The organism is Pseudomonas sp. GW821-FHT04D07, from assembly GCF_059420225.1.
On record NZ_JBWKTH010000001.1, the window covers coordinates 86909 to 104188 of the forward strand.

A 17280-nucleotide genomic window follows, 5' to 3' on the forward strand; every position below is an offset into this window, starting at 1 on the left:
GCGGGCTTTATCGTTTTCGCATGTCAAACTTGCCCTGTTTTTTTGCCATTTCCTGAAATGGACCGAAGGGGGCAGGTAGTTCGTCATGGCGTTTTTGGCTCGATCCATACAATCCGTTCTGGCCAGGCTGTGCTGGTGGCTGCTGCTGTGCCTGCCCGTCAGCGCGATGGCGGCCCAGGGCCTGCCGTTCAGCCTGCCGCCCTCGTTCGTCGAGGTCGGCCGCCTGCCCCTGAGCCCGGAGGAGGAGCAATGGCTGGGGCCCGAACGGACCTTGCGGGTGGGGATCTCGGTCGCCGACTATGAACCCGTCGATATCACCAACGACCGCAACCGCTACCAGGGCATCAGTGCCGATTACGTCGGGCTGATCCGCGATCGCCTGGGGGTGCAGGTCCAGGTGCTCGGCTTCGGCGAGCGCGACCAGGCGGTCGAGGCCCTGCGCAGCGGGCAGATCGATATTCTCACCAGTGCCAACGGCTACGAGCGCGGTGTGCCCGGGCTGAGCTTCTCCAGCGACTACATGCCGGACCGTTCGGTGATCGTCGGCCGCGCCGGCGCTCACGGTCTTCACGATCTCAACGGCAAGAAGGTGGTGCTGCTCGATGGCTACGCCGATGCCCAGGTGGTGCATGCCACTTACCCGCAGAGCGAGATCATCCTTGCCCCGACCCTCTACAGTGCCCTGGAGGCGTTGTCCCAGGGCGAGGTCGAGGCCTTTATCGGCAATGAGGTGATTGTCCGCGCCTACAAGAGCCTGCGGCCTTACATGGGCGTGCATATCAAGGACAAGAGCGACTTGCCGCCGATTGGCTTCGCCTTTGCCACGCGCCAGTCCGATCACGTGCTCAGCGGCCTGGTGGAGCGGGTCCTGGAGCACACCGACAACGCCACCCGACGGGAGATCCTCGCCCGCTGGACCACCGGCTTCGGCTCGGACATCGCCCAGCAACGCATCAGCCTCACCACTGCGGAACTGGCCTGGATCGACCGCAACCCAAAGGTCACGGTGGTGGCCCAGCCGTATCCGCCGCATATCTACAAGGATGGCCACAACCGTTGGGTCGGTCTCAATCCGGACCTGCTGTCACGTATTTCGCGCATGACCGGCCTGCAGTTCGAGTACAAGGAGACTGCCTCCACCGCCGAGAGTGTCAACCTGCTTCACGACGGCAAGGCGCTGATGAGCACCACGCTGGCCGAGAGTGTCGAGCGCAAGGCCTTCCTGAATTTCACCTATGCCTTTGGTGGCAGCGCCTGGGTGTTTGTGGTGCGTGTGCACGACTCGCCCCTCGGCTCGTTCTCGCAGCTGTCCGGGCGGGTGCTGGTGCTGCCGGAGAAACACGCCTTGGAACCGATGATCCGCAGGGGGTATCCGGAGATTGACCTGCGCACGGTCAAGACCCCCGAGGAGGCCCGGGCGATGGTCGAGCGCGGTGAAGCGACCGCGACCATCCAGAGCGATACGCGGGCCTATCTGTATCCGCCCGGGCGGCTGAAGGTCGGGCGCAGTGTCGAGGGCCTCTGGTCGGCTGACAGTTTCTCGGTGGTCAAGACCGACCCGGAGCTGCTCAGTATCCTGAACAAGGCGCTGGAGGCGTTCCCCGTGGCCGAACTGCGGGCGTTGCGCATCAAATGGCACGGCGCGATCGGCCTGGCGCCGATGCGCCCGGTCTGGGAGCGGGTGCCGCGCTGGGTCTACGGTTTGGCGGCGGTGATGATCCTGCTGGGCGGCGTGTCCCTGGCCTGGAACCGCCGGTTGAATATCCAGATTCGCCAGCGCCGTCGAGCCGAACAGGAACTCAGCGATCAGCTTGCTTTCCAGAGGGCCTTGCTGGACGGTATCCCCAATCCGATTTTCGTGCGCGACCTGGACGGTCGCCTGATGACCTGCAATCGCAGCTACGAGGAGCGCTTTTCTACCACGCTGGAGCAAGTCCAGGGCCGGCGGATTACCGAAGTGGACATCTTGCCCCTGGCCACCGCCGAGCAACTGCACGGCGAGTTCATCCAGTTGTTCGAAACCCAGCAACCGCTGTTCCAGGACCGCCAGCTCGACTTTGCCAGTGGTCGGATCGACATCTACCAGTGGATGGTGCCGTTCTACTCGGCGGAAGCGCAGTTGCAAGGGCTGCTCGGCGGCTGGATCGACATTACCGAACGCAAGCAGCTCGAGGCCCAGTTGATGGAGGCGCGCCAGCAGGCGGAGCAGGCCAACCAGGCCAAGAGTGCGTTCCTGGCGACCATGAGTCACGAGATTCGCACCCCGATGGTGGCCATCATCGGCCTGCTCGAACTCGAACGCGAGCAAGCCCGCATCAATGGGCGGGAACTCTCCCAGGCGCTGCAGGTGGCGTATCAATCGGCGCAGGAACTGACCGCCTTGATCGGCGATAGCCTCGATCTGGCCAAGATCGAGGCCGGTGGCATGCACCTGGCGTTGCGCGCCGGCTCCCTGGTCGCGCTGCTGGAAAGCGTGCGGCAACTGTTCGAGGCCGCGGCGCGGGGCAAGGGTGTCGAACTGAGCCTGGAGATGGAGCCGGGGCTGGCGGGTGATTACTGGTTCGATCCGCTGCGTTTGCGTCAAGTGTTGAACAACCTGATCGGTAATGCGCTGAAGTTCACCGCCGAAGGCTTTGTCCGTATTCAGGTGCGCCGCCTGTTGTGCACCGCGGACCTGGAAACCCTGTGCGTCAGCATCGAAGACAGCGGCAAGGGGATTGGCCTCGAACAGCAACAGACGCTCTTCGCCCCCTTTGTCCAGATCCGCGGTCAGGCCGATGAAGAATATGGCGGCACCGGCCTGGGCTTGAGTATCTGCAAGCAACTGGTGGAGTTGATGGGCGGCAGTATCGCCTTGCTGAGCCAGCCGGGAGAAGGTACCCGGGTGCGTATCGAGCTGGCGCTCAAGCCGGTGGCATCGGTCCCGGCCCAGGCCATACCGGCCGCCGCGGAGGATCGCAGGCCTCGGCTGGCGTCGCTCAAGGTGTTGATTGTCGACGACCTGTCCGCCAACTGCCTGGTGCTCAACCAGCAGTTGCGCTTTCTCGGTCAGCAGGTGGTCGCCTGCCAGAGTGGCGAGGCGGCGTTGCAAGCCTTGGCGCGGGAGCCGTTCGACCTGGTGATTACCGATTGCAATATGCCGGACATGAGTGGTTATGCGCTGGCCGAGGCGATACGCCGGGTCGAGGCCGAGGAACAGCGTCCGCCGTGCCCGGTGGTCGGTTGCACGGCCAATGCCATGAGTGATGAACGCCAGCGCTGCCGGCAGGCGGGCATGACCGAACTGCTGGTCAAGCCGGTCTCGCTGGACGAGCTGGCGCAACTGCTGGCGCGCATCGGGCCCGAGCGCTCCTTCGATATTCAGGCCCTGAGCGCCATGACCTGTGCCAATGCCGAGGTCATGCGGCGTATGTTGCTGGAGTTGCGCAAGAACCTCGAACAGGAGCGTGGGGCGCTGGAAGTCGCGGTCGGCTTGGGCCACTGGGAAGGTTTGGCGGTGGCGGTCCATCGGCTCAAGGGGATCGCCTGCCTGATCGATGCCATTGCCCTGGCGCGTGCCTGCGCCGACCTGGACAGCTGCGTGCGGCTCAAGTCCGAGGAACGGGTGGCGGCGGACTGGCAGGCCCTCAAGCAGGTCATCGAACGGGTGCTGGAGGATATCGAAGCGCATCTGCAGGTGGATATTCCGACATTTTAGGACTTGTCCTATGGGGCCCGGCTGGGGCGGTTGATTAAAGTCGAGGGTCATTGCGGACCCTGGCCGCCTCATTTTGCGGAGACCCTCGATGCGTGCACTCAAAGTCCTGATTCTTGAAGACAACTCCTTTCAACTGATGGCCTTGCACCAGATGCTCAATGCCACTGGCGTGTTTGATGTGCTGACTGCGGAAAATGTCGAGAGCGCCCGGCAGTCGCTGGCCAACCGTGGCCCTATCGACGTGGCCATCTGCGACCTGCAGCTGGAGGAGGGCGATGGTCTGGAGCTGATTCGCTCCCTGGCCGAGGGGCAGGAGGCTCAGGCCCTGATCATTCTCAGCAGTGCCGAGCAGGAGGTGCTCGAGGGCGCCGCGCACATGGCGCGCCAGCAGGGGCTGCATGTCCTCGGCTGTCTGCGCAAGCCGACGTCGGCCGCGGCGCTGGCGGATTTGCTGGCGAGCTACCAGCAACGTTTCGCCCGGCAGCGCCCTGGCCTGCCGCTGGCCCAGGTCTGCGAGCTGTTGTCGCTGCACGAACTGCAGGCTTGTGCCGGGGGCTCGGCCATCGAAAAATACTGTACCGCGCACTTTCAACCGAGGCTGAGCCATGACGGTCGAGTCGTCGGGGTCGAGGTGCTGGTGCGTTGGCAGCACCCGCAACAGGGCTTGTTGCTGCCCAGCAGTTTCATGCCGGTGCTCGAATACGCCGGGCTGGCGCAGACGCTGATCTGGCAGGTGCTGGAACAGGCGGTGAGCCTGTCGGCCGAGGTGCGCTTTGCCACCGATGAAGCCTTGCCGGTTGCCGTGAGCATTCCGGGGAGTCTGTTGGAACAAGCGGACTTCGGCGATCGGCTCAGAGCCTTGCTGGAGCGCTTCGAGTTGCCGCCCGAGCGACTGACCCTCGACCTGCTGGAAAGCGCCGAAGCCAACAGTGCCAGCGCGTTGACCGAAGGCTTGTTGAGAGTGCGCATGCTCGGTTGCCAATTGTCCGTCGGTGATTTCGGCGCGGGCGGCGGCAGCCTTCAGCGCCTGCTCGAATTACCCTTCACCGAGCTGAAGATCGGTTCGCCCTTCGTCGTCGGCATGGCGGCGGATCCGCGCAAGTCGGCGATCGTCGCCGGCGTCTTGCGCATGGCGCGGGGCATGCATTTGCAGGTGGTCCTCAGCGGGGTTGCAAGCGAAAACGACTACCAGGCGGCCATGGCCCTGGGCGACTCGTTGATCCAGGGGGACTTCGTCGCACCGGTCATGAGTCGCGCCGAACTGTTGTCCTGGCTGGAAGTGGCGGGGTTCGGCCCGGTTCACCCGTTGTCCGGGACTTTGCAATACGCGGCCATGAATGCCGTGAACCTTTAACGCTGCGCGCTCAAGCCAGGCCATGTTCCTGGAGGTAGAGAAACAGCGCCGCATCGTTGGACAGGCCGAGCTTGCGCATGGCACTGACCTTCTGCGCACTGACCGTCTGCTTGCTGCGGCACAGCTGGGTGGCAATTTCACCGACGCTGCGCCCGGCCGCCAGCAGGCGTGTCACCTCCAGTTCTCGGGGCGAAAGTTGCTCCTGGTTACCCAGGCGGTGCTCACCGACCTCACCGGCCAGTGCCAGGGTCTGGCGAATCGAGTTGGCCACATAGGGGCGCCGGCGGCGTACCTGGGCGATGGCGTCCGGCAGCTCGGCGGCCAGGCTGGCCTTGCTCAGCAGCCCCATGACCCCGAGATCGAGGATGGAGCGGAACAGCCCGGCGTTGTTGAGCATGGTCACCACCACGATTGGCAACTGTGGGTGCTGCCGGGTCACGCTTTCGAGCATGCGCAACCCATCACTCTGTTGTTCGACCGGCATCATGAAGTCGCTGACCAGGACCTCGCAGGCACAGCCTTGCAGAAGCGCCAGAAGCTCCTGTGGCGAGCTGGCCTCGCCGACGACGCTCAGTCCGGGATCGCGCTCGAGGAGGACGCGCAGGCCGATCAGGAAAATCGGGTGATCATCCGCCAGGATGATGCGCAAGGGCGCTGGGGACGCTGAGCCAGGTTGTTTTCTCTCTGTCATCTTTCTCGTTCATGCTCGCAATGGAACGGTAGGCGCCGCTGCTTGATGCTCGGCCTCTACCGATATCAGGTTAGCTGGCTTGACGAACTTTCTTCTCCGACTGGCGGTCTTTGACTCCAGCCCCTTTGTTTTTGACCTGTCGGGTTTCGACTATTGAGTGGTGATCGAGATGGAAAGTATCAGTCTGTTGCTGAATGAAGCCTTGAGTCCCTATCCCGTCACCCTGACGCCATCGGGAAGTCAGGGTGAATGCCTGTTGACCGTGAGCAGCCGTGTGGGCCTGGTCCTGCTGAGCCGTGAAATCAGCCATGCGCAATTGAGCGACAAGCGTTTGTTGACCGATGTGGTCGATGGGCTGCACCGTGACCTGCGCATCGCCGAAGGGCGTCTGGAACCCAGCGTCATCGCGGCCTTGCGTCACGCCGCCCAGGACAAGGTGTTCCGCTCGACTGCCGTGTAAAGTTTCTCGGGAACCTTTTTTTCGCAGTGGGTGTCAGATTTATAACGGCAGGATCAAGCATTGTGCTCCGGTGCTTGTAGCTTGTTGTACTGGTCTTTGTAGGCCACGTTTAACCCCGAGTTGTTTCCCCACTTCTCGGGGTTTCTTTTGCCTGGCGTTTGTCACGGGGCCTCAGGCGTCAGGAAAAACTGCTTGGCATCCTCTCGATAGGCGTCGCGCTGTTGTGGGTCGAGCCATTGCACATAGAAGTCGAGCAACTGGTGCTGACGCAGTTCACGCAGGATCTGATTGATGTGCACGATGGCCGCGCGTCCCTGTTCCGTGTCGGAGCAACCGACGCGGATGAACTGGTATTTATCGACGCCTTTGATCGGATAGAACGCCAGGTCCTCGGTCACGATGCCTTGTTGCTGGGCCTGGTAGCGGATTTCCGGCCAGTAGCCGAGTAGTGCGGTCAGGCGTCCCAAACGCTGCATTTGCAATAGGCTGCCCAAGGCATCGTTGCCGTAATGGGCGGCCAATCGTCCAGCGGGTGTCTGTTTCAACAGGTTATCGATCAGTTGGCCATAGCTGCGTTCGGCGACAATCCCCAGTTTGAGAGGGTCGCTGGCCAGCAAGGCGGCGAGGTCAACCTGACCCTCCTGCACAAATGGCGCGACCAGTGGACGGTCCGCCTGGCGCACCACCAGGCCGTTGCTGACCTGGCCGAGGCTGGGAATGGAGAAGACGATCGTCTTCGCCCGCTCGGCCGTCCAGAGCAGCATCGGGTCGCAGGTAAACGAAGGCTCGGCAAGCATTTGCATGCCGCGCGCGCGGTTGACCCGCAGGCTCGTGTGCTCGTACTCCGGCATGGCGGCCTCCAACAGCGGCCACAACTGGTCGATGGCCCCCTGGCCTTTTTGCGGGCCATCGAAAATGCTCAGTGGCGGCAAGTCCCGCAGCAGCCAGATCAGCGTGTCCTTGGCCTGGGCAACGCTGGGCAGGGCGCAGGCCAGCACTGCCAGCAGGGCGATGAAGGGGTTTCGACAGAGCATGTGTTGCCAGAGAAATCGAGGGCTCATGACGTCCATACCTTCTGCGCAGTCAGGTCAAAGTCTTGCCACCAGGGCATGCTAGATAGCGCCACTTTCATGTAAACGTGCAATCTGTGCGGCGTCATAACCGAGGCCACCCAGTACGACGTCGTTATGCTCGCCCAGTTCAGGCCCGACCCATTCGCTGGAACCTGGTGTCTCGGACAATTTCGGCACAATCCCCGGCATCTTGAAGTCCTTGCCGTCGGGCAACTTGGCCTGGATAAACATTTCCCGAGCGAGAAACTGCGGGTCACTGAACATGTCTTCGGCGCTGTAGATCCGGCTGGCCGGCACCTCGGCCTGGTTCAGGGTGGCGAGTACCGCGTCCAGCGGCTGGCTGTTCACCCAGCGATCGATCACGCCATAGAGTTCATCGCGCCGGCTGTCGCGACCATCATTGCTGGTCAGCAGCGGGTCGTTCGCCAGGTCGTCACGGCCGATGGCTTGCATGAAACGCTTGAAGATCGCGTCGCCATTGGCGCCGATCTGCACATGCTTGCCATCGGCGCTGGTGTGGATCGAAGAGGGGGTGATCCCCGGCATGATGTTGCCGCTGCGCTCGCGGATAAAACCGAACACGTCGAACTCCGGGACCATGCTTTCCATCATGGCGAAGATCGCCTCGTACAGGGCCACGTCCACCACCTGGCCGTTGCCGCCGTTGACTTCGCGATGACGCAGGGCCATGAGCGCGCCGATCACGCCCCAGAGCGCGGCAATCGAGTCTCCGATGGAAATCCCGGTGCGCACCGGGGGGCGGTCTTCGAAACCGGTGATGTAGCGCAACCCACCCATGGACTCACCGACCGCGCCAAAGCCTGGCTGATCCTTCATCGGCCCGGTCTGGCCGAAGCCCGACAGGCGCACCATCACCAGTTTCGGGTTCAGCGCGTGCAGGGTTTCCCAGCCCAGGCCAAGTTTTTCCAGCACGCCGGGGCGGAAGTTCTCGATCAGGATGTCCGCATCGCTCAGCAATTGCTTGAGGATGGCCAGGCCGTCCGGGTGTTTCAGGTTCAGGGTCAGCGATTGCTTGTTGCGCGCCTGGACAAACCACCACAGCGAGGTGCCCTCGTACAGCTTGCGCCATTTACGCAGCGGGTCGCCGCCATCCGGCGATTCGACCTTGATCACCTGCGCGCCGAATTCGGCGCAGATGCGCGAGGCGAAAGGACCGGCGATCAGGGTGCCGAGCTCAATGACCTTCAGGCCGGAAAGGGGTTTGGCGGTGAGCGGCATGGCAGATCCTGTAGGACAACACGGGGGCAATAGAGCCTTTTATCATGGCTGGCGCCATCAGCATAACTTCGAGCAGTCGTTGCTTGCCTTGCGTATCGGTTAGACTGGCCGCCTTTCCTCGTCTTTAGAAGCCCTGTTCATGGCCCAGCCGTCCACGACCTACAAATTCAACCTGAACCTCACCGACCTGGATCGTGGGGTCTACGAGAGCGTCAACCAGACCATCGCCCGCCACCCGTCGGAAACCGAGGAGCGCATGACCGTGCGTCTGCTGGCCTACGCCTTCTGGTACAACGAGCAGCTGTCGTTTGGTCGGGGTCTGTCGGAAGTGGATGAGCCGGCACTGTGGGAAAAGAGCCTGGATGATCGTGTATTGCACTGGATCGAAGTCGGCCAGCCGGACGCCGATCGCCTGACCTGGTGCTCGCGCCGTACCGAGCGCACCAGTCTGCTGGCCTACGGCAGCCTGCGGGTCTGGCAGACCAAGGTGGTCGACGCGGTGAAGAACCTGAAGAACGTGCATATCGCCGCCGTGCCGCAAGACATCCTCGAGACCCTGGCCAAGGACATGCCACGGGTGATCAAGTGGGACGTGATGATCAGCGAAGGCACCATCTTCGTCACCGACGATCGTGGTCAGCATGAAGTCCAGCTGGAATGGCTGATGGGCGAGCGCGGTTAATTATTCCCATGCGTATCGAACCCCGCCCGCTGCCCGCCACACTGCCTTTTCTCGGTGATTTGCCGCCATTGTTGACCCGCCTCTACGCCGCCCGCGGCGTGGTGTCCGAGGACGAGTTGGACAAGAGCCTGGCGCGGCTGATTCCCTTCCAGCAACTCAAGGGCATCGACGCGGCGGTGGACCTGCTGGTGACGGCGTTGGAGCAGCGCCAGCGGATCCTGATCGTCGGCGACTTCGATGCCGACGGCGCCACCGCCAGCACTGTCGGGGTATTGGGTTTGCGCTTGCTGGGGGCCGCGAATGTCGACTACCTGGTGCCAAACCGCTTTGAATACGGCTATGGCCTGACCCCGGAAATCGTTGCCGTGGCCTTGCAGCGCGAGCCGCAATTGCTGATCACCGTGGACAACGGTATTTCCAGCATCGAGGGGGTTCAGGCCGCCAAGGCGGCCGGGCTCAAGGTGCTGGTCACCGACCACCACTTGCCCGGTAGCGAATTGCCGGCGGCCGATGCCATCGTCAACCCGAACCAGCCGGGCTGCGAGTTTCCGAGCAAGGCCCTGGCCGGTGTCGGGGTGATTTTCTATGTGCTGATGGCCTTGCGCGCGCGTTTGCGCAGCCTGGGTTGGTACGCCAATACGCCGCAGCCGAATATCGGTGAGCTGCTCGACCTGGTGGCACTTGGCAGCGTCGCCGACGTGGTACCGCTGGATGCCAACAACCGCATCCTGGTGCACCAGGGCCTCGAGCGGATTCGCGCAGGGCGTGCGCGGCCGGGGCTCAAGGCGATCCTGGAGGTAGCCAAGCGCGAGCATTCGCGGCTGACCTCCACCGACCTCGGTTTTATCCTCGGTCCGCGTCTGAATGCCGCGGGACGCCTGGATGATATGAGCCTGGGCATCGAATGCCTGCTCTGCGAAGACCCGGCCCAGGCCCTGGAAATGGCCAGCCAGCTTGATGACATGAACAAGGACCGCAAGTCCATCGAGCAGGGCATGCAGCGCGAGGCGTTGGCCCAGCTCAAGGACCTGCCGCTGGAGTCGATGCCGTTTGGCCTGTGCCTGTTCGAGCCGGACTGGCACCAGGGGGTGATCGGGATTCTCGCCTCGCGGATGAAAGAACGTTATCACCGCCCGACCATCGCCTTTGCCGATGCTGGCGACGGCATGCTCAAGGGCTCCGGCCGTTCCGTGCCGGGCTTCCATATCCGCGATGCCTTGAGTGTGGTGGCGGCGCAGCACCCGGAGTTGATAGGCAAGTACGGCGGTCACGCCATGGCCGCCGGCCTGAGCCTGCCGCAGGAGAACTTCCCGCTGTTTGCCGCAGCCTTTGATGCTGAAGTGCGTCGTCAGCTGTCCGCGGATGACCTGACCGGACGCCTGCAGACCGATGGCTCGTTGGCTATCGAGGAGTTCAACCTGGAGTTGGCCCGGGCGTTGCGTAATGCCGGTCCCTGGGGCCAGCATTTCCCTGAGCCGTTGTTCCATGGCGTGTTCCAACTGGTGGAAAAACGCATCGTCGGCGAGCGTCACCTGAAGGTGGTGCTGAAAAGCGAGTGCGGTTCGCTGAAGCTCGATGGCATTGCCTTCGGCATCGACCCGGAGTTGTGGACCCATGCGCGGGTCGATTGGGTGGAGTTGGCTTACAAGCTCGACCTCAACGAGTTTCGCGGCAAGGAAAGCGTGCAGCTGATGATTGCCCATATCGAGCCGCGCTGAGGTATTTCGAGGGCGCTTTGTGGATACCGACTTGACCGTTGACTCGCAACCACGGTCAACGCGGTCCCCTGTAGGAGCTGGCTTGCCGGCGATGAGGCCAAAAAGTCTTGCATCGCCTGTTCGACCGCCATCGCCGGCAAGCCAGCGCCTACAAGGGACCGTGTTGGCTGGTTTTGTCGGGTCAGGCTCCAGAGGCGAGTTACAGGCGATGGTGCCGGTTTAAATCCGCTGATCCCTCCCGCCCGAGCCATTGTCGACTAGGCTGTAAGCACTGTCTGAATGGTCTTGTGACGTCGTCTTGTTTTCTACCCGCCGGGGGGCGGTTATCCACCACTCTTGTCACTTGCCGACGTTCTAACAGAACCCTGGAGCCAGCCCACTTGATTTGAGAGGTGCCCCATGAGTCTGCTGCTCGAACCCTATACCCTTCGTCAATTGACCCTGCTCAACCGCATCGCGGTCTCTCCTATGTGCCAGTACTCCAGCGTCGAGGGCCTGGCCAATGACTGGCACCTCGTCCATCTGGGCTGTCGGGCAGTGGGCGGGGCCGGGCTGATTTTCACCGAGGCCACCGCGGTGACCGCCGAAGGCCGGATCACCGCCCAGGACCTGGGCCTGTGGAACGACGAACAGATCGAACCGCTGCAACGCATCACCCGCTTTATCACGGCCCAGGGGGCGGTGGCGGGCATCCAGCTGGCGCATGCCGGGCGTAAGGCCAGCACCCATAGGCCCTGGCTGGGCAAGCATGGCAGCGTCAAACCGGAGGAGGGCGGTTGGACCCCGGTTGGCCCGTCGTCGATTGCCTTCGATCCGCAGCACACGTCGCCCACGCCGCTGGATCAGAGGCAGATCGCCGAAGTGATCCAGGCCTTTGTCGCGGCCGCCCAGCGGGCCTTGATCGCCGGTTTCAAGGTGGTCGAAGTGCATGCGGCGCATGGTTACCTGTTGCACCAGTTTCTTTCGCCATTGAGCAACCAGCGCCGCGACCAATACGGTGGCTCCTTTGAAAATCGTATCCGCCTGGTGTTGCAGGTGACCGAAGCGGTGCGCGCGGTTTGGCCCGACGAACTGCCGCTGTTTGTCCGTGTTTCGGCCACCGACTGGGTGGAAGACGGCTGGAATCCGGACGAAACGGTGGAGTTGGCGCGCCGTCTGAAAGCCTTGGGTGTCGACCTGATCGACGTGTCTTCGGGCGGTACCGCCGCCAATGCGGAAATTCCCACAGGGCCTGGTTATCAGACCCGTTTCGCCGAGCGTGTACGCAAGGAGTCCGATATCGCCACGGGTACCGTCGGCCTGATTACCGAGCCAGCCCAGGCCGAGCACATCCTGCGCACCGGTCAGGCAGATGTGATCCTGCTGGCCCGCGAGTTGTTGCGTGACCCTTACTGGCCGTTGCATGCCGATGATGACCTGGGTGGGCACAAGGCGATCTGGCCGGCGCAGTATCAGCGTGCGACCCATCGCGACCAGCCGATTCATGAATCGGACTTGCGTGATTGAGGGCTTGATGCTTGCCGTAAGGCCTTTGAACGAATAAGGTCGGTTTTATGAACTCACACCTGAACATCTCGATTATTCCCACCCTCAATCCGAGGGTGGGCTGACGCGTGTTCTGAAAACACCCGAAACCCGCCCACCGAGGCGGGTTTTTTCTGGCCGCTTCGTGGGTATTGGACGTCAAAAGGAGATTGAAATGTCGCAACCTGAAGCTTTTGCTACTCGTGATTGCGTTCCGACCCTGCACCTGGTCTGTGGAAAGATCGGCTCGGGGAAATCAACGCTGGCACAACGCCTGGCGGCGACAGCCTCGACGGTGTTGATCAGCGAGGACGTCTGGCTCGCGCGCCTGTATCCGGGCGAGATCAGCGAGATCACCGACTACGTGCGCTGCGCCACCCGCTTGCGCGGGGCCTTGGCCGAGCATCTCGTTGCGCTATTGAAAGCGGGGGTCTCGGTGGTCCTCGATTTTCCATCCAATACCGTGGCCAGCCGGCTTTGGGCCCGGTCGGTCTTCGAAAACGCGGAGGCTGCTCATCGGTTGCATTTCCTCGCTGTGGGCGATGATGTGTGCAAGGCGCGCCTGAAGATCCGTAACGAAGCGGGTGATCACCCGTTCAAGACCAGCGAGGCCGAGTTCGAGGTGATTTCCCGCTATTTCGAAGCCCCGACACTGGAGGAGGGGTTTGAGCTGGTGCGGTATGAATAGGCGCGCCTTGGGTGCTCATCACGGACTCTTGCCAGGATAACCTGAGTTTTCTTGCTGGAAATTTCGAAATGTTCTTAGCCTGATTCGGACTGTTCCTACGCTTAGGGTAGGTTTGAGCGGTTCGTTCAGACGGGGCAGGTTTATCCAGCGAGGGCAGCGGTCATGGCAAAGGCGCGAAGCATTTTCGGTTTCATACTGTTCCTCTGGACGTTCAGGGCACCATCCCGGCCCAGGGTGCGCAAGCTCAGCGCTGAAGAGCGACAACTGTTGGAACGCTATCGTGCGTTGTCGGAAGAGGACCGCAATGCGATGTGCTGCCTGTTGAATGTGATGGAGGGTGTTTCGCGGTTTTGAGCCGCACAGGTTGTCATGCCCGCCAGGGACGCGCTGAGGAATGCTGGCAGGTAGGAACCGTCGACGCGGATATCGAAGGTGTTGAACAGCACGCTGAGCGGTTGATGGCGCTCGAACACCCGCTGTCGGCTGCTGCGCCGAGGTGGGGTTGTGCACTCATGACGGTATTGCTCCGGAAAAGCGGCAGATTTCAGGGGTCCGAAACCGTGGCCGGGCCATGACGGCCCGTCCCGGTTCGGTATTGTTGTGGTGGATCTGGATTGCAGGTAGAGATCTTGAATGGTGGTGCTTGTTCTGGCCTCTTCGCGGCGGTGCGGCGTCCCGACAAGCTCCGCTCCCACAATGACTGCGTCGAATTTACTTTTCGCAGGCGACCGATAACCTGTGGGAGCGGAGCTTGCCCGCGAAGAGGCCCTCAAGACGAACGCCAGCTTCGCGGACAACCCTGGTATTGATGTGTCAGTGCTTGAACATCACATGCCGCACGGTGGTGTAGTCTTCCAGCCCGTACATGGACATGTCCTTGCCATACCCGGACAGCTTCTGCCCGCCGTGGGGCATTTCGCTGACCAGCATGAAGTGGGTGTTGACCCAGGTGCAGCCGTACTGCAAGCGCGCCGCCAGGCGATGGGCGCGACCGACATCGGCGGTCCACACCGACGAGGCCAGGCCGTAGTCCGAATCGTTGGCCCAACCCAGCACCTGGGCTTCATCGTCGAACCGGGTCACCGAGACCACCGGCCCGAACACCTCGCGCCGGACGATTTCGTCGTCCTGCCGGGCATCGGCCAGGACCGTCGGTTCAAAGAAGAAGCCATTGCCGGGCACCGCCTTGCCGCCCGTCACCAGGCGGATATGCGACTGTGCCAACGCGCGTTCAACGAAACCGGCCACACGATCACGATGCTGGGCGGTGATCAGCGGGCCCAGCTCGGTTTGCGGATCATCCTGCAAGCCATACTTGATGGTGCTGACCGCCGCGCCGAGTTTCTCGACGAACTTTTCGTAGATCCCGGCCTGGGCGTAGACCCGGCAGGCGGCGGTGCAGTCCTGGCCGGCATTGTAGAAACCGAAGGTGCGGATGCCGTCCACCGCGGCGTCGATGTCGGCGTCGTCGAAGATGATCACCGGGGCCTTGCCGCCCAGTTCCATGTGCATGCGCTTCACGCTGTCGGCGGTGCTGGCAATGATGTGCGAGCCGGTGGCGATGGAACCGGTCAGCGACACCATGCGCACTTTCGGGTGGGTCACCAGCGGATTGCCCACGCTCGGGCCACGGCCAAAGACCAGGTTGAGCACGCCGGCCGGGAAGATCTGCGCCGCCAGTTCGGCCAGGCGCAAGGCGGTCAGCGGGGTCTGTTCCGAGGGTTTGAGCACCACGGTATTGCCGGCGGCTAGGGCCGGGGCGATTTTCCAGGCGACCATCATCAGCGGGTAGTTCCATGGCGCGATGGAGGCGATCACGCCCACCGGGTCACGACGGATCATCGAGGTGTGGCCGGGCAGGTATTCGCCACCCGCCGAACCGCTCATGCAGCGACTGGCGCCGGCGAAGAAACGGAACACATCGGCGATGGCCGGGATCTCGTCGTTGAGGGCGGCGCTCAGGGGCTTGCCGCAGTTGTCCGACTCCAGTTTCGCCAGCTCCGGGCCATGGGCTTCGATGGCGTCGGCGAGTTTCAGCAACAGCCGCGAACGGTCTTTCGGTGCGGTCTGTGACCAGCTTTCGAAGGCGTCATCGGCGGCGCGCACGGCGGCGTCGACCTGGGCCTCGCTGGCTTCGTTGATATCCACCAGGACCCGACCCAGGGCCGGGTTGAATACCGATTGGGCCGGGCCTTCGCCGTTGACGAGTTGGCCATTGATCAGCAGTTTGGTTTGCATGGTTATGTCCTCATCAGTGCTTTTTTGTAGGAGCCAGCTTGCTGGCGATGGAGGCAGTGGCACCGCGGTTTTTCAGGTTCTCCGCGTTTTCGTTGACGCCTATCGCCAGCAAGCTGGCTCCTACAAGGAAATGTGTGCGCTTGTCCGGGGTTATTTGCCACCACTGCCAGCCACGCTTTCGCCGCCGCGGGTCAGGTAGTAGGCGCCGAGAATCGGCAGCATCGTGACCATCATCACCAGCATGGCGACCACGTTGGTCACGGGCACGTCCCGTGGCCGGCTGAGCTGGTTGAGCAGCCAGATCGGCAAGGTGCGTTCATGCCCGGCGGTAAAGGTGGTGACGATGATCTCGTCGAACGACAGGGCAAACGCCAGCATGCCGCCGGCCAGCAACGCCGAGCCGAGGTTCGGCAGGACGATGTAGCGGAAGGTCTGCCAGCCGTCGGCCCCCAGGTCCATCGAGGCTTCGATCAGGCTGTGGGAGGTACGGCGCAAGCGGGCGATAACGTTGTTGTAGACGATCACCACACAGAAAGTCGCATGGCCGACGATGATGGTGAACATTCCCGGCTCGATCCCCAACGTCTTGAAGGTCGCCAGCAAGGCGATCCCGGTGATGATCCCCGGCAGGGCGATCGGCAGGATCAGCATCAGCGAGATGCCCTGCTTGCCGAAGAAATCCCGGCGATACAGGGCGGCCGAGGCCAGGGTGCCGAGCAGCATGGCGATCAGCGTGGCAATCGCGGCGATCTGCAAGGACAGCTTGATGGCTTCCAGTACGTCGGGCCGGGCGAAGGCCACGCTGAACCACCTCAGGGTGAAGCCCTGGGGTGGGAAGCTGAACGCCGCGTCTTCGGTGTTGAAGGCGTAGAGGAAGATGATCAGGATCGGGAAGTGCAGGAACAGCAGCCCGCCCCAGGCGGCCAGACGCAGGCCCAGCGAGGCCTTGTCGCCGTGTTGTGGTGTATTAGAGCGCATCGAAGGCCCCCAGGCGTTTGACGATGGACAGGTACACGGCGATCAGCACGATCGGCACCAGGGTGAAGGCCGCCGCCATCGGCATGTTGCCGATGGCGCCCTGCTGGGCGTAGACCATGCTGCCGACGAAATAGCCGGGCGGGCCGATCAGTTGCGGCACGATAAAGTCGCCCAGGGTCAGCGAGAAGGTGAAGATCGACCCTGCCGCGATGCCCGGAATCGATAGCGGCAGGACCACCTGCATAAAGGTCTGGCGCGGCCTGGCGCCGAGGTCCGCAGAGGCTTGCAGCAGCGACGGCGGCAGGCGTTCCAGGGAAGCCTGGATCGGCAGGATCATGAACGGCAACCAGATATAGACGAACACCAGGCAGCGTCCCAGGTGCGAGGTCGACAGGGTACTGCCGCCGACCCCGGGAATCCCCAGCACGAACTGCAACAGTGGCTCCAGCCCGAGGTGCTGGACGAACCATTGGGCGACACCGCCCTTGGCCAGCAGCAGGGTCCAGGCGTAGGCCTTGACGATATAGCTGGCCCACATCGGCATCATCACCGCGATGTAGAAGAACGCCTTGGTCTTGCCCGTGGTGTAGCGCGCCATGTAGTAGGCGATGGGGAAGGCGATGCAGCCGGCGACGATGGACACCACCAGCGCCATGCCCAGGGTGCGCAGGATGATGTCGAAGTTCGACGGTGCGAACAGGGCGGCGAAGTTGGCCAGGGTCAGGTCCGGGGTGACCGCCATGGTGAAGTCGTCGAAGGTGTAGAAACCCTGCCAGAGCAAGGTCAGCAGCGAGCCGAGGTAGATCGCGCCGAACCAGATCAGCGGCGGTACCAGCAGCAGTGCCAGGTAGACGTTGGGGCGGCGGTACAAGAGGTTGGCGAAGCGCCGCATCGGCGAGTCGGCGGCAGTCGCTTGGGGGAGGGCCAGGGTGTTCATC

13 protein-coding genes are annotated in these 17280 nt (G+C 62.7%); 7 read left to right on the top strand and 6 right to left on the bottom strand.

Annotated elements, in window-relative coordinates; translation table 11 throughout:
• The first annotated feature begins 166 nt into the window (after positions 1-166).
• On the top strand, positions 167-3697 hold the full coding sequence (locus AC07T0_RS00390; protein WP_494999869.1) for an ATP-binding protein: 3531 nt from the start codon (positions 167-169) through the stop codon (positions 3695-3697).
• Positions 3698-3785: 88 nt separating this feature from the next.
• Positions 3786-5051, top strand: coding sequence for an EAL domain-containing response regulator (locus tag AC07T0_RS00395; protein WP_494999339.1), 1266 nt, complete (start codon positions 3786-3788; stop codon positions 5049-5051).
• Between the two features lie 10 nt (positions 5052-5061).
• Here AC07T0_RS00395 and AC07T0_RS00400 read toward each other — a convergent pair whose 3' ends face one another.
• Positions 5062-5742 (bottom strand): response regulator, encoded by a 681-nt coding sequence (locus AC07T0_RS00400; protein ID WP_494999340.1) that lies wholly within the window; start codon positions 5740-5742, stop codon positions 5062-5064.
• Between the two features lie 169 nt (positions 5743-5911).
• Here AC07T0_RS00400 and AC07T0_RS00405 point away from each other — a divergent pair, with 169 nt between their 5' ends.
• Positions 5912-6202, top strand: coding sequence for a DUF3509 domain-containing protein (locus AC07T0_RS00405; RefSeq protein ID WP_494999341.1), 291 nt, complete (start codon positions 5912-5914; stop codon positions 6200-6202).
• Positions 6203-6363: 161 nt separating this feature from the next.
• On the opposite strand, the gene AC07T0_RS00410 is transcribed toward AC07T0_RS00405, so the two are convergent.
• The gene (locus tag AC07T0_RS00410) at positions 6364-7263 is read right to left on the bottom strand and encodes a TIGR02285 family protein (protein WP_494999342.1); all 900 of its coding nucleotides are present in this window, start codon (positions 7261-7263) and stop codon (positions 6364-6366) included.
• Between the two features lie 51 nt (positions 7264-7314).
• The gene (locus AC07T0_RS00415) at positions 7315-8514 is read right to left on the bottom strand and encodes a CaiB/BaiF CoA transferase family protein (protein ID WP_494999343.1); all 1200 of its coding nucleotides are present in this window, start codon (positions 8512-8514) and stop codon (positions 7315-7317) included.
• Between the two features lie 139 nt (positions 8515-8653).
• Between AC07T0_RS00415 and AC07T0_RS00420 the strand changes: the two genes are divergently transcribed.
• The 4 genes from AC07T0_RS00420 (at position 8654) to AC07T0_RS00435 (ending at position 13126) form a co-directional block, all read left to right on the top strand.
• Positions 8654-9196, top strand: a complete 543-nt coding sequence (locus AC07T0_RS00420; RefSeq protein ID WP_494999344.1) for a YaeQ family protein — start codon at positions 8654-8656, stop codon at positions 9194-9196.
• 8 nt (positions 9197-9204) lie between these two features.
• Positions 9205-10914: a single-stranded-DNA-specific exonuclease RecJ gene (gene recJ / locus AC07T0_RS00425; protein ID WP_494999345.1), complete on the top strand. Its 1710-nt coding sequence runs from the start codon at positions 9205-9207 to the stop codon at positions 10912-10914.
• Between the two features lie 399 nt (positions 10915-11313).
• Positions 11314-12420, top strand: a complete 1107-nt coding sequence (locus tag AC07T0_RS00430) for an NADH:flavin oxidoreductase/NADH oxidase (RefSeq protein WP_494999346.1) — start codon at positions 11314-11316, stop codon at positions 12418-12420.
• A gap of 193 nt (positions 12421-12613) precedes the next feature.
• Positions 12614-13126 (top strand): P-loop nucleotide/nucleoside kinase family protein, encoded by a 513-nt coding sequence (locus AC07T0_RS00435; protein WP_494999347.1) that lies wholly within the window; start codon positions 12614-12616, stop codon positions 13124-13126.
• Positions 13127-13939: 813 nt separating this feature from the next.
• Here AC07T0_RS00435 and AC07T0_RS00440 read toward each other — a convergent pair.
• From AC07T0_RS00440 to AC07T0_RS00450, 3 genes are all read right to left on the bottom strand, one after another.
• Positions 13940-15364 carry a gamma-aminobutyraldehyde dehydrogenase gene (locus tag AC07T0_RS00440; protein ID WP_494999348.1) on the bottom strand — a complete coding sequence of 475 codons (1425 nt, stop codon included), beginning with the start codon at positions 15362-15364 and terminating at the stop codon, positions 13940-13942.
• 150 nt (positions 15365-15514) lie between these two features.
• Positions 15515-16342 carry an ABC transporter permease gene (locus tag AC07T0_RS00445; protein ID WP_494999349.1) on the bottom strand — a complete coding sequence of 276 codons (828 nt, stop codon included), beginning with the start codon at positions 16340-16342 and terminating at the stop codon, positions 15515-15517.
• The gene (locus tag AC07T0_RS00450) at positions 16332-17279 is read right to left on the bottom strand and encodes an ABC transporter permease (RefSeq protein WP_494999350.1); all 948 of its coding nucleotides are present in this window, start codon (positions 17277-17279) and stop codon (positions 16332-16334) included. Before AC07T0_RS00450 ends, AC07T0_RS00445 begins: the two co-directional genes overlap by 11 nt.
• Position 17280: the final 1 nt, after the last annotated feature.

Coding starts and splice junctions, on each gene's coding strand:
- AC07T0_RS00405 (WP_494999341.1), top strand. CDS start 5,912: ATGGAAAGTATCAGTCTGTTGCTGAATGAAGCCTTGAGTCCCTATCCC.
- AC07T0_RS00410 (WP_494999342.1), bottom strand. CDS start 7,263: ATGAGCCCTCGATTTCTCTGGCAACACATGCTCTGTCGAAACCCCTTC.
- AC07T0_RS00435 (WP_494999347.1), top strand. CDS start 12,614: ATGTCGCAACCTGAAGCTTTTGCTACTCGTGATTGCGTTCCGACCCTG.
- AC07T0_RS00450 (WP_494999350.1), bottom strand. CDS start 17,279: ATGAACACCCTGGCCCTCCCCCAAGCGACTGCCGCCGACTCGCCGATG.
- AC07T0_RS00445 (WP_494999349.1), bottom strand. CDS start 16,342: ATGCGCTCTAATACACCACAACACGGCGACAAGGCCTCGCTGGGCCTG.
- recJ (WP_494999345.1), top strand. CDS start 9,205: ATGCGTATCGAACCCCGCCCGCTGCCCGCCACACTGCCTTTTCTCGGT.
- AC07T0_RS00440 (WP_494999348.1), bottom strand. CDS start 15,364: ATGCAAACCAAACTGCTGATCAATGGCCAACTCGTCAACGGCGAAGGC.
- AC07T0_RS00430 (WP_494999346.1), top strand. CDS start 11,314: ATGAGTCTGCTGCTCGAACCCTATACCCTTCGTCAATTGACCCTGCTC.
- AC07T0_RS00400 (WP_494999340.1), bottom strand. CDS start 5,742: ATGACAGAGAGAAAACAACCTGGCTCAGCGTCCCCAGCGCCCTTGCGC.
- AC07T0_RS00390 (WP_494999869.1), top strand. CDS start 167: ATGGCGGCCCAGGGCCTGCCGTTCAGCCTGCCGCCCTCGTTCGTCGAG.
- AC07T0_RS00420 (WP_494999344.1), top strand. CDS start 8,654: ATGGCCCAGCCGTCCACGACCTACAAATTCAACCTGAACCTCACCGAC.
- AC07T0_RS00415 (WP_494999343.1), bottom strand. CDS start 8,514: ATGCCGCTCACCGCCAAACCCCTTTCCGGCCTGAAGGTCATTGAGCTC.
- AC07T0_RS00395 (WP_494999339.1), top strand. CDS start 3,786: ATGCGTGCACTCAAAGTCCTGATTCTTGAAGACAACTCCTTTCAACTG.